Annotated in this window: 9 protein-coding genes; all 9 read right to left on the bottom strand. The window is 31.6% G+C overall.

Annotated elements, in window-relative coordinates:
- Positions 1 to 32: 32 nt before the first annotated feature.
- Positions 33 to 1,418, bottom strand: coding sequence for a CmpA/NrtA family ABC transporter substrate-binding protein (locus tag H0I27_RS01175; RefSeq protein ID WP_218732121.1), 1,386 nt, complete (start codon positions 1,416 to 1,418; stop codon positions 33 to 35).
- 330 nt (positions 1,419 to 1,748) lie between these two features.
- Positions 1,749 to 2,324, bottom strand: coding sequence for a Crp/Fnr family transcriptional regulator (locus tag H0I27_RS01170; RefSeq protein WP_254712786.1), 576 nt, complete (start codon positions 2,322 to 2,324; stop codon positions 1,749 to 1,751).
- A gap of 198 nt (positions 2,325 to 2,522) precedes the next feature.
- The gene (locus H0I27_RS01165; protein ID WP_218732120.1) at positions 2,523 to 3,956 is read right to left on the bottom strand and encodes a rubredoxin; all 1,434 of its coding nucleotides are present in this window, start codon (positions 3,954 to 3,956) and stop codon (positions 2,523 to 2,525) included.
- Positions 3,953 to 7,471 carry a nitrate reductase gene (locus tag H0I27_RS01160; protein ID WP_218732119.1) on the bottom strand — a complete coding sequence of 1,173 codons (3,519 nt, stop codon included), beginning with the start codon at positions 7,469 to 7,471 and terminating at the stop codon, positions 3,953 to 3,955. The genes H0I27_RS01165 and H0I27_RS01160 overlap by 4 nt, the downstream gene beginning before the upstream one ends.
- A gap of 182 nt (positions 7,472 to 7,653) precedes the next feature.
- Positions 7,654 to 9,075, bottom strand: coding sequence for an MFS transporter (locus H0I27_RS01155; protein WP_218732118.1), 1,422 nt, complete (start codon positions 9,073 to 9,075; stop codon positions 7,654 to 7,656).
- Between the two features lie 173 nt (positions 9,076 to 9,248).
- The gene (locus H0I27_RS01150; RefSeq protein ID WP_218732117.1) at positions 9,249 to 9,908 is read right to left on the bottom strand and encodes a response regulator transcription factor; all 660 of its coding nucleotides are present in this window, start codon (positions 9,906 to 9,908) and stop codon (positions 9,249 to 9,251) included.
- A 221-nt stretch (positions 9,909 to 10,129) separates the two neighbouring features.
- The gene (locus H0I27_RS01145) at positions 10,130 to 11,941 is read right to left on the bottom strand and encodes an ATP-binding protein (RefSeq protein ID WP_218732116.1); all 1,812 of its coding nucleotides are present in this window, start codon (positions 11,939 to 11,941) and stop codon (positions 10,130 to 10,132) included.
- 17 nt (positions 11,942 to 11,958) lie between these two features.
- Entirely contained in the window at positions 11,959 to 12,543 is a 585-nt protein-coding gene (locus H0I27_RS01140) for a DUF4202 domain-containing protein (protein ID WP_218732115.1), read from the bottom strand.
- 9 nt (positions 12,544 to 12,552) lie between these two features.
- Positions 12,553 to 12,930, bottom strand: coding sequence for a nitrite reductase small subunit NirD (nirD, locus tag H0I27_RS01135; RefSeq protein ID WP_218732114.1), 378 nt, complete (start codon positions 12,928 to 12,930; stop codon positions 12,553 to 12,555).
- Positions 12,931 to 12,962 lie beyond the last annotated feature (32 nt).

Raw genomic sequence — 12,962 nt, 5'->3', positions numbered from 1 at the left:
TCCTCATACTTCGTTCGTAATGACAAAATCAATTATTTTTTATCTTTATTTCCTATTTTAAAACTATTGATGTATCCTATTGGATCTTTTGCATCGTACATTGTTCCATCAATAAAATCTGCTGTTGCTGGCTTGTAACCATCTGTTGTAGGAATATCTGCTGCAGGAATGTTTCCTTCTGCAACTAAAAGAGCTGCTGCTTTTTTCCAGATATCTGGTCTGTAAATATCTTTAATTGTGCTTGCGTACCAATCTGCAGTTTTTGCATCAGGTATTTGTCCCCATCTTCTCATTTGTGTTAAAAACCAGATTCCATCAGAATAAAAAGGATAGGTTGCATTGTATTTATAGAATACATTAAAGTCTTCCATTTCTCTTTTATCTCCTTTTTCAAACTCAAAAGTACCGGTCATAGAATTTGCTAATACTTCTACAGGAGCACCTACGTATTGAGACATAGATAAAATTTGCACAGCTTCTTTTCTATTTTCTGGTTTGTCTAACCATTTACCAGCTCTAATTAATGCTTTGGTAACTGCAATGGCTGTATTTGGGTTTTCGTTTACAAATTTCTCTGTCATAACAAATACTTTCTCTGGGTTGTTTTTCCAGATATCATAATTTGTAACAACCGGAACTCCAATTCCTTTAAAAACGGCTTGCTGATTCCAAGGTTCACCTACACAATATCCATGAATAGTACCTGCTTCTAACGTTGCTGGCATTTGTGGTGGAGGCGTTACAGATAATAAAACCTCAGCATCAATCTGTCCTTGTACGTTTTCTTTGGTATACATTCCAGGGTTTATTCCTGCTGCTGCCAACCAATATCTAATTTCATAATTATGCGTTGAAACCGGAAAAACCATTCCCATTTTAAAAGGTTTACCAGAATTTCTATATTCAGTAATAACAGGCTTTAAAGCTTCTGCTTTTATAGGATGAACAGGTTTACCATCTTTATCTTTTGCTACATGTGGTTTCATTTTAGACCAAACATCATTAGAAACTGTAATTGCATTTCCGTTTAAATCCATAGAAAAAGCAGTTACTAATTTTGCTTGACGACCAAAACCTGCTCCTGCAGCAATTGGCTGACCCGCTAACATGTGCGAACCGTCTAATTGACCATCAATAACACGATCTAAAATATTTTTCCAGTTAGATTGTGCTTCTACAGAAACAAACAATCCTTCGTCTTCGAAAAATCCTTTTTCTTTTGCAATAGCCAAAGGAGCCATATCTGTTAACTTGATAAACCCAAATGTTAATTGTGGTTTTTCAATTGCTAACGTTTTCGTTTTTGATACTACTGCATCAACAACTGTTGTTGCTTTTTTAGTTTCTTTACCACCACAAGCAAATAATAACATTGCTACAGGTAAAATGTAAGTTGATTTTTTAAATAGAGATTTCATTTTTAGTAAGTTTTATTAATCTACGTATTAATACTTATTTATTTGACAAATATATAAGTAGATAGGTTTCTAACTTATGGGAAACCACATATTAAAACCTCTTTTTAAAACATACTATAAACTGCGATAAAACATATTTAAAAAGTAAAACAATATTAATCAACACATTAAATCAACATAAAACATATACGTATAATTCTACGTACTTATTTTTAGAATAATTTTTATACGTAAAAAACCCTTTAGATTTTAAAACCTAAAGGGTTTGTATATTAATTTATTAAAATAGACCTGGACTGTGCTCGACCAGACATAAAATTTACGAGAGTATTAAGAATCTAAATAGTAATTATGTTCACTAATTTCATTCTTTAAATTCTGAATATTAGCAATGCCAATTTTTTTTCCTTGTGCAATGATCAACCCTTCCTTTTTAAGTGTAGAAAAAATCCTAATCACTTGCTCTTCTGTAGTTCCTGCATAATCTGCATATTCTTTTCTACTTAAAGGCAGGTTTAAAAACCCTCTTAAATCGCCAAATTTTCTATGAATATATAACAATGTATCAATAACGCGTTCACGAACGGTCATTTGAGAAATCGTTTTCACTTTAGACTCGCTTTTATTTAATTCGTTGGCGTAAAACAACATCATATCATACCCAAACTTGGGGTTTTCTAACAACGCTTCTTGTAAATCATCTTTAGAGAAATAACACAAAATAGTATCTTGCAAAGCAATAGAACCAATAGAATAATACTCTTCTGTACCAAAACCTCTGTGTCCTATAATTTCTCCCTCTTTAGCAAAACGCACAATTTGTTCACGTCCATTAATACCGGTTCTAAAAACTTTTACAGTTCCTTTTAAAATAAAAAACAAGCCATTTACAGGTGCGCCTTCCATAATAAATTGTTGTCCTTTTTTGCATTTCAGCGTTTTCTTATGCTCAACAAAAACTGAATTGGATAAATTGGATAAGTTTTTTTTTATCAAACAAGCTGTATTCATACAAGAAGCACAAGAAAAATCAGTAATTACTTTTCTTGAGTTTTTTAATACTATGTTTGGATTTACAATCAAATTCTTTATGCTATATGTTACTTATTTAACCAATACTACTTTTTGAAAACTAGATTTTGGAGCTTCACACAGCGAACATTCATAGCTTTCTGGAAGCGCATTAAATAAGGTTTCTGCAGGGATATTTTGAATAACATCGCCAAAGGCTTCATCGTAAATTGTTAAACAATCTTTGCATTGGTATACTTCTAATTCTGTGGTTTCTTTTTGTACCTCAGCTTCTTTTTCTGCTTCTATTTCGCTTCCTAATTGATCAAAATACAACTGACTTAATTCCATTAATAAACCTGGTAATTCTACTTTATCCACGTCTTGAACGTGCATAATATATTGCCTTGTATTCGGATCGAAATTTTTAGCGTACAATAAATTATAAGTATCTCTTGTCTGGAAATTTCCTATCATTTCTGGTTGTTTATTTTTTTCAACAACGATTGATGTAAAATAATAAGCTGCTTTACTGTAATCTGTAATTCCGAAGGTTAAACCGTAGGTACTAATATCATTTTGATCGAAATTAGAAACCAAGTATTTTTTTAAATTTAAAGCGTCTTTATTGGCTACTGGAATGTGCCAATTTAACTCTAGCATAGAATGGCGAACATTAATTCCTCTCTTACCTAAAAACTTCTCCCAAACCAGTTTAGATTCTCTCGGAATCCCTTTAACTACAAAAGATTTCCAAGGTGTAATAGAAATTTTACCAATCTTATTTTCAGAACACAATTCGCACATTTCTTTTAAGAAAGAAATATCATATTTATTGTTTCTCCAATACAAACCTAACCAGTATTTATCCATACCAATTTTGTTCATTCCCTCAAAATAAGGAAAAGGATAAAAAGGCACTTCTAAAGGGATGTCTACCGTTCTATTATTGGTATCTATTGCATCACTAACCAAATCAAAAATCATTTCGATGGTTTCTGGCTCTTCTTGAAGGATGTTTTCTATGGCAGTTTCAATCTTATCTAAATCCCAACTATAAATTAAAGCAGGATACATTTGTGTTTTTTTCCAATCTGGAAGCCTCACATACAAATACCAATAATCTTCATGTTCTGAAGCAATAAAATTTATATTCCCAGTAAACAAAGGAACTAAACGTTGTTTTGGATCTGTTAAATTGATTTTTAATTTAGATTCTGAGTTAAATTGTTCTAAAAGATATAAATATCGATCTCCGGTTAACCAAGAAGTACTCGGAAAAATATCTGCACAAACATAAGACGAAACAATGTTTTCTACACCTGTTTCATTTGCTTCTACAATTTTTAATTTATCAAATTGAGCTAACTCTTCTTGATTTACATTTTTAGGTAATAAAATATCTTGTCTAGACCCAAAAGAAATGGTTTTTAAGCCCAAACTTTCTACAGATTCGCAAATGTATTTTAGTTCTCCAGGAGATAAAACTCCACCTCTTACAATGATTCTATTTAACTGCTCGCTCATACTGTTACTTTTGCATTGTTCAAAATTTCTCTTACTTCCGTTTTACAACTTCCACACCCTAAACCTGCGCCTGTTTTGTTACATAATTCCGTAAAATTAGAACACCCTTTAGCAATGGCTTCTTCAATATTTCCTTCTCCTACTTGGCTACAAGAACAAACTAATTTTCCTAAAACAGGTGCGTCATTAGATGCGCCTCTTAACAAGGTTTCTCGTTTGTCAGACATTTCAATCTTGCTTTCAATTAAGGTTTTAAACTCTGCAAATTCATTTTTGTCACCTACTAAAACAGCACCAATTAGTAAATCATCTTTTACAATACACTTCTTATAATATCCTTTAGAAATATCTGTAAAAATAATTTCCTCGTAACTTGGATCGTTATCCGGAACAGAAATTTCTCCAATACTACACAAGTTTAAATCGCTAAATTTTAGAATATTCATTAATACAGAACCATTGTAAGCCTCACTAATATCACCTGCAATAAAGTTGGCTAAAATACCTGCTTGTTCTTCTGCTGCAGAGGTAATACCAAATAACTTGTTTTTAAATTCTGCAATTTCTCCGATGGCAAAAATATCTGGATGAGAAGATTGTAAATGTTGATTCACTTTTACTCCTCTACCGCAAATAATACCATTATTTTTAGCAATTTCTATATTTGGTCTTGTACCAATTGCATACACAATTGCATTGGCATTAATGTATTTTCCACTTTTTAGGTTGATGGTTAATTCACCAGTATCTTCATCATCAAAAACAGTACTTACTTCATTATCAAAATAAATTTGAATGCCTCTTTCTTGTACGTTTATTGATAATAATTTACTAGAAATTTTATCTAGTTGACGTTCCATTAATCGAGATGCACGCTGAATAATAGTGATTTTTACATTCTTGTGCTTCATCGCTGCAGCCAACTCTAAACCTAACAAACCTCCACCAACAATTACAACATGTTGTTCTTCTGGCGGCAAACCTGTAGCATCTAAATAATTTTTAAAGCGATCTGCATCACTTTTATTACGCATGGTAAAACGACCCGGTAAATCTATTTGTACATCTTTAGGTATAAAAGGCCTACTTCCTGTTGCTAAAATTAATTTATCAAACGAATGCGTTTCTCCGTTAGAATCTGTAACAACTTTAGCATCCTTATCAATCTTTTCTATTATTGTTTCTGGGTGAATTTTAATATTCAATCCCTTTAATTCAGCATTTTTTATTTTCAATAATTGCTCCCAAGAAAGTTCTTCTGTAATATATTCTGGCAACAAAACACGGTTGTAAAACAAGTTCTTTTCCATAGAAAAAACATGAATCTCATCAACCTCATTATTATCTCTATAGTTTTGTAAAAAACGAAAAGCGGCAGCTCCTGCACCTGCAATGATAATTTTATCTTTCGGTTTTTTATATTTTGATACAGAAACCGATGTAAATTTAAAATCGGGTTCTTTAGAAACCGGATCTACATGTGTGTTGGTTAAATTATTGGCTCTATTTAAATTACTTTGCAACACTTTACCCCAGTGCATTGGCAAGAAAACAACGCCTTCTTTAATTTCGTCGGTAATTTTTGCACGTACCCTTACAACTCCGTTTCCACTTTTAATCTCTGTAATATCTCCGTCTTTTATTTTATTTAAATATGCATCAACAGGGTTTATTTCTAAAACAGGTTTTGCATAATGTGTTTTTAATCTTGCTACTTTCCCCGTTTTGGTCATGGTATGCCACTGATCCCTAACACGACCTGTGGTTAAAATTAACGGAAACTCGTCATTCGTTTTTACAGATGTATCTATGGTTGATGGAACATTAAAAATTGCTTTTTGAGAAGGTGTATAAAACTTTTTATCTTCAAAAAGACGCGGTGTTCCTTTACTTCTATATTCATTTACTGGCCACTGAAAAGTACCTTCGTTTTTTAATCGATCATAATTTAAGAAAGAAACATCAATATTTGTTCCTTTGGTCATAGAAGCATATTCATCATAAATTTCTTCTGCACTATTAAAATTAAAACCTCTAAAACCCATTCTTTGTGCAAAATCACAGAAAATTTCTACATCTGGTCTTGCTTCTCCTGGCGCTTCAATTTCTTTTGGTAAATAAGAAATTCTTCTTTCAGAATTTGTCATTGTACCTTCTTTTTCTAACCACGCTGCAGCTGGTAAAACCAAATCTGCAAACTGTAAAGTATCTGATTTATGAGAAATTTCTTGTACTACCACAAACTTAGAATTTGCCATCGCTTTTTCTATTCTGTGCGAATTTGGCATACTTACTAACGGATTTGTACAAGCAATCCAAACTGCTTTTAACTTTCCGCTCTCTAAAGCATCAAACATTTCTGTTGCTGTTAATCCTGGTTTTGGCGATATTTTATCGACTCCCCAAAATTGTGCAACTTCTCTTCTGTGTTCTTCGTTTCCTAAATCTTTATGAACCGCTAACAAGTTTGCCATTCCGCCAACTTCTCGTCCGCCCATTGCATTTGGCTGACCTGTTAATGAAAAAGGACCTGCACCTGGTTTACCAACCTGACCGGTAATTAAAGATAAATTTAAAAGTGATGTATTTTTGTCTGTACCAATTACACTTTGGTTTAAACCCATTGCCCACATGCTGATAAAGCCTTTGGCAAGACCAATCATTTCTGCAGCTTTTTGAATTTCCTTGGCAGGAACTCCACAAATTTTAGAAGCTTGTTTTAAAGTGGTTCCAAAGATTATTTCTTTGTAACCATCAAAACCTTGCGTATGATTTTTAATAAAATCTTCATCAATTAAACCACTTTTGTACAAACACCTACCAATAGCATTGTATAAAACAACATCTGTACCTGGTGTTAATTGCAAATGCAAATCTGCAAATTTTGCAGAATCTGTTTTACGTGGATCAATTACAATAACTTTTACCTTCGGATTTTCTTCTTTACGTTTTTCAATTCGTCTAAACAAAATTGGATGACACCAAGCAGGGTTTGCACCTGTTATTAAAAAAGTATCTGCTAATTCAATATCATCATACGAAATTGGCACACTATCTTCTCCGAATGTTTTTTTATAACCAACCACTGCAGAACTCATGCATAAACGCGAGTTGGTATCTATATTATTGGTTCCTAAAAACCCTTTTGTAAGTTTATTAGCAATGTAATATTCTTCTGTTAAACTTTGTCCGGAAACGTAAAATGCTACAGAATCTGGACCATGTTTTTTTATGATTGATTTAAAAACGTTGGCAGCTCTATCTAAAGCCGTATCCCAAGAAACACGCTCACGCGGATGCGAACGACTCCAACGCATTTCTGGATATAAAATTCTGTCTGAAGTATCATTAGCAACATAATGCAAATTCATCCCTTTAGAACATAACATTCCTTTATTAACAGGATGGTCTTTATCTCCTTCAACAAAAACCTTGTTGTTAATGTCTTTTTTTACGATAATTCCGCAACCTACTCCACAATAAGAACACGTTGTTTTAATTTCATTTTTAATCATTTAGACCAAGGTTTTATACAAAATACGATATTAATTATTTACTAACCAAAGTTAGATTTTATTATTCTTAATACACTTAAAAAAGATGAGTTGAATTTATAAATCAATAAAAAATAACCATTAATAATCAATTTTGTTATTCTTTTTAATAGATAATAAAAGGTTGGGTGACAATTATCTTTTTACTTAATTGGTATCAACTCTGGTGTTAACTCAACGCTATTTTCTGTCGACTCTTCTTCCTCTTCTTCTGTAGAAAATTTAATAGTTAAAGCAATAATACCTGTAACTACAACTACAAAACCTATTAATAAATATCCACTTGCAACTGCACTCGAAGAAGCGGCAGATTGTGCTGCTTTAACAACCTCATCACTTAAACCTTCATTAGAAACAATTGCTGCTTTTTCTGCTAGTGAAGATTTAGATTTTAATAACATTGCCGCTAAAAATGCTCCAACATTACCTCCTGCTCCAACAATTCCAGAAACAGAACCAATGGCTTTTTTATTAATGAATGGCACTACAGAAAACGTTGCTCCTTCTGCCATTTGAACACTTAAACTAAATAGAATCAACAAAACAACTCCTAAAACCAAACTTGTAGCTCCAGAGAAAAATATCAATATTACTCCTTGTAAGGTTAAAATGAAAGACAAGAATAAAACACGTCCTCTCAATCCTTTTAATTTCCCAAATTTATCTCCAAAGAAACCACCTAAAGTTCTTGCAAAAATATTCATCAAAGCAAATGACAACACAATGTTACCTGCAGTTACTCTTTGTAATTGAAACGTATTCTGAAGATAATCATCCATAGTTCCGTATACTGTTAATTCAATTCCGAAACTTGCAGCATATACTACAAAAAGAATCCAAACTCTATAATCTTTTAATACTTCTAAAAATCCTATTTGATCTTTTTTAGTAACAATCATTTCGCCAGCTTCTTTTAATTCGCTAAAGTTTCCTTTAGGAGTATCTGTTGTAAATAAGTAATATACAATTCCCATTGCAAAACAAACAATACCAGCAATTACCATAGAATATCTCCAAGCTTCTCCGTCTGCAACACCAAAAGCAACAACTGCCGCCGCAATTAAAGGCATACCTAATCTATTTGCGCCACCACCTAAGTTACCCCAACCTGCAGAAGTTGCATTTGCGGTTCCTACAATATTTGGTGCAAACATTAAAGAAGTATGTACTTGTGTAATTACAAAGGAAGCTCCAATAAAACCAATAAACAATCTACAAACTAAAAATTGCGTTGGTGTTTGTACCAATCCACATAAAATAACAGGAATTGCACCTAACATTAACAACCAAGTATAACATAATCTTGGTCCGTATTTATCACATAATTTACCAATTAGTAAACGTGCAAAAACGGTTCCTGATACTGCTAAAATAATTGAGTTCCATTTTTGATCTGGAGTTAAACCTAAATCTTTTACAACATCTGGCATAAAAGGTACAATACCAAACCATGCAAAAAAGCATAAAAAGAATGATATTGATGTTATCCAAAAGGTACGAGTGGAAACATTCTTAAAATCGAATAAACTTAATTTTGTAGATTTTTCTTGCGCTAGATTTATCATAATACATATTTTTAGATACACAAAACTAAGTATAAATACTTAATTAAGTGTTTTAAAAATACGTATTTTATAATTATTAGTAGATTAATAATTACGTAGTGTCGATTTTAAGAATTTGATAATATTGCAGTTAAAAAATAATCAGACTAAAAAACCAGTTACTTACTAATTACTTATATCAACTGATATTCTTTGGCTTTATTTGTTAATTCTTGCAAGTTTTTAGCTTCTAACTTCTTCATTAAATTAAAACGATGTACTTCTGCAGTACGCTTGCTAATAGATAATTCTTCTGCAATATCTTTATTATTCTTTAGTTCTAAAACTAAAGTAAGTATTTGCCTTTCTCTTTTAGTCAGTTTAAAAGGAGCAACTTTTACTTCTTTTTGCTCTTCAATAACTTTACTGGTTTTTCCGTTTACAAAATTATTCATGATAATGGTAGAAACATCACCGGTAAAATACTTATCTCCACCAGCTACATTATTAACCGCTTTTAAAAATTCTTCTTTACTAGCTCCTTTTAACAAATAACCATCTGCACCAGCTTGTATAGATTTTAAAACATACTCTTCAGAATCGTGCATAGAAAGCACTAAGGTTTTTACATCTATTTTCTCTTTGGTAATTTCTGCTACCACTTCAATTCCGTTCATTTCTGGCATTCTAATATCTACAATAAGAACATGAGGTTTGTTTTTAGCAATTACCTCTAAAGCCTCTTTTCCGTTAGATGCTTCATCAATAACCGTAATTCCTGTCTGATCTTCTAAAAGTGCTTTTATTCCATCTCTTACCAAAACGTGGTCGTCTGCTAAAACTACATTTATCATAATTGTAACTATTTTATACGTACAAAAATAAGGAATTTAAGTAAAACTACGTATTTATATAGTAGCCTGTTTTATTATTTATACTCTTTGTCATTTCGAACGCAGTGAGAAATCACATAAGGTTTGTTAGACCTTGTGTGATCACTGTTATGTGATTTCTCCTAAAGTCGAAATGACAAAATTGTGTTGTAATATGTTTGTAAAGTTTTGTGTTTAGTCTTTTAAATAGGAATATTCAAAGTAACTCTAGTTCCTTTTCCTAATTCAGAATTTAAGAATAAACGACCATCAATATATTTAATACGTTCTTTCATAAAAGTCATTCCCATTCCTCCATCGCCATTTTTTACTTTCTTTACTTTTGATGGTTCAAAACCTTTTCCGTCATCATCAATATTAATGCTTAAGATATTTTCACTGTGAGAAAGTGACACTAAAATATGTGAAGAATCTGCGTATTTAATAGCATTATTAATTGCTTCTTGTACAATTCTGTAAATATTAATTTCTATTAAAGAATCTAAACGCTCATTAAAATCTGTTTTATTAAAAAATATAATTTCTTTTCCCGTCAATCTACCTAATTCATGTGTTAACTTGGTAATTGCAGGCACAATTCCGTGATCTGATAATTCTGGAGGAGTTAGGTTAAAAGTAGCTGTTCTAACTCCTTTTATAATATTTGTGGTTAATTCTTTTAGGTGCTCTATTTTTAAAGTTGTTTTCTCAATATCATTCATATTGATACTCTCTAAATTGTACTTTAACCCTGTTAACATTTGCCCAATTCCGTCATGCACGTCTTTGGCGATTCTGTTTTGTTCTTTTTCTTGATTTTCAATAATCTTACTAGAGATTATCTTTTGCTGACTCATTTTCTCTTCAAAACTTTCTTCTGTAAGTCTTTCTACTTCTATTTGAGCCGCTTTTCTATCTGTAATTTCAGAAGCAATTACTAACAATTCAGATCTATCCTCAGTAGGTCTATAAGGCACCAAAGACATCTCTAACCAAATATCAACACCTCCTTTTATGGTTGCTTTTACCTCTCCTTGCCAACCTATTTTTTTATATTTATTAATTAAATTTTCAATTACTAATTGTTCATTTTCATTATTAGATAAAACATTCCAAAACAACACTTCATTCTTTAAGTTTGATAATCTAAACAAACGAGAAAATTTATTTCCTATATGAATTAAGTTTCCGCTTGGCGAAACCCTTGCAAATAACAACGTTTCATCTATTGCATGGCTAAACGCACGTAATTCTTTTATAGATTTTTCTTTAGAAAGACTTAGCTCATCGGCATCAAAAGCCATTTTTTTAGCTCTTTTTTCTGCGGATAATAACTCTGAAAGTGTTGCTTTTACCGATTTTGCTGTTGGCCAAAAAATAAATAAAAATTCACCTAAAAGTATTATTAACGTAAAAGTCATTAATAGGAATTCCAATTTTTTTAACCAAGCTATTTTTTTATCAGCTTCTACATTGTATTGATTTACAATTTCATCCATCATCAATAAAAAAGAACCTTCATTATGGATTACTTTTTTAACTTCTGATGTTAACTCATCAATAGGAATGGTAGGATTTTGTGATATTTTTTTTACAATTGATTTAGCTGATTTTTCAATAGTATTAAAAACAGGATTTATTGCTTTAAATTCACTCTTAATTTTATCGCTATTATGTTCAGGAAGCCCTAAACTATCATTTCCTTTTTGAAGCGCATGATGAGATAACTGCCACAGGTAAAGGGTTTCTGAAATTTTGTTCTTAAGTAGAAGTCTATTTTTTTTATCAGAATAATCAGAAAGAGAAACAATTTCTTTGGTTAATTTTTGACTCAACATTCGTTGTCTACCAGCCACATTAATTACGGTAGAATCACTTTTTTGACTTTCTAAGTGATTATGAACTAAAACTTGACTAATAATAACAGAAAGTGCAATGGTACTTAATGCAATAACGTATAAACGGCTTAATTTATCAAACGTTCTTTGGTCTAATGAATTGCCGTTTTTAGTCATGTTAAATTACATTTTATTTATGAGATAGCTTGTTTTACCAATGCCAAACTTTTTTCTGAAAATGGAATTTTTAACGCTGCTTCATGTCCATTATCAGACATTTTCACCCACGTTTTCTTTAAAATATCGATAATTTTTTCATCGGTATGTTTTGCTGCAAATTCATCAAAATAATAATCTAGAAAAACCAAACAAATAACATCTTCTAAGGTTTGAGCTTCTTCGTTTTTCTTGATTAGTTTTTTTAAGATAATCTTCTGAACCCTGTCTACAAACTGTTCATCAAAACCAACTTGTTCTAAGATTTCTCCAGTAGTATTTGCGTGCATCTTTTTTAATTCTTCACGCCATTTTAAATACCCAACTCTATCCATCGGATATTCTTTTCTACCAATTTTCCAACGACAAATATGTTGTGCTCTTGCCGAAATTTGAAGTGCCTTTGATGCATTAGGATCAAACTGAAGTAACTTTCTTGTCATCCTTTGAGAATATAATAATTCTTTAGGATACTCTAATCCAGAAACTTGGTAGTTATTTGGATCTTCAGCGTTTTTTTTATCTATTAATGCAATGGCAGTTTCAAATCTTGTTGGCTTCATCTTTTTTGTTTATTCTGAAAAGCCAATATACACATTTTCTGCTTCAATCTTAATAGGATATACAGCGATAGGTGCTAAATCTGCATTTAAGTTTTCTCCCGTTTCTAACGAAAATGTTTTTTTATGCAACGGACATGCAATTTTAGGAACCCCTTTATGATCGCCCAACATACCTCTAGACAATACATTTTCTTGTTTTTCTGGTGATAAATTCTGGCAAGCATACCATTTATCTAACCTAGAAAAATTGAAAACTGCAATTTGTAAATCTTTATATTTTACACATGCTCCACCATCTTTTGGAAATGCACTAATAGGAGCTGCTTTAAACCAAACTTTTACATCTGCTTCTTTTACTGTTTTGTATTTTAAAAGTAATGTATCCATAATTATATTTGTTATTTCTGATCAACTAAGTA

Source organism: Polaribacter sp. HaHaR_3_91, from assembly GCF_019278525.1.
GTDB lineage: Bacteria > Bacteroidota > Bacteroidia > Flavobacteriales > Flavobacteriaceae > Polaribacter.
The sequence above is the reverse complement of the archived record's forward strand: the minus strand, read 5'-3'. Positions and strand labels throughout refer to the sequence as shown.

Excerpts from the sequence above, each read along its gene's own strand:
- H0I27_RS01160 (WP_218732119.1), bottom strand. The coding sequence starts at position 7,471 with ATGATTAAAAATGAAATTAAAACAACGTGTTCTTATTGTGGAGTAGGT.
- H0I27_RS01175 (WP_218732121.1), bottom strand. The coding sequence starts at position 1,418 with ATGAAATCTCTATTTAAAAAATCAACTTACATTTTACCTGTAGCAATG.
- H0I27_RS01155 (WP_218732118.1), bottom strand. The coding sequence starts at position 9,075 with ATGATAAATCTAGCGCAAGAAAAATCTACAAAATTAAGTTTATTCGAT.
- nirD (WP_218732114.1), bottom strand. The coding sequence starts at position 12,930 with ATGGATACATTACTTTTAAAATACAAAACAGTAAAAGAAGCAGATGTA.
- H0I27_RS01150 (WP_218732117.1), bottom strand. The coding sequence starts at position 9,908 with ATGATAAATGTAGTTTTAGCAGACGACCACGTTTTGGTAAGAGATGGA.
- H0I27_RS01165 (WP_218732120.1), bottom strand. The coding sequence starts at position 3,956 with ATGAGCGAGCAGTTAAATAGAATCATTGTAAGAGGTGGAGTTTTATCT.
- H0I27_RS01140 (WP_218732115.1), bottom strand. The coding sequence starts at position 12,543 with ATGAAGCCAACAAGATTTGAAACTGCCATTGCATTAATAGATAAAAAA.
- H0I27_RS01170 (WP_254712786.1), bottom strand. The coding sequence starts at position 2,324 with ATGGAAGGCGCACCTGTAAATGGCTTGTTTTTTATTTTAAAAGGAACT.
- H0I27_RS01145 (WP_218732116.1), bottom strand. The coding sequence starts at position 11,941 with ATGACTAAAAACGGCAATTCATTAGACCAAAGAACGTTTGATAAATTA.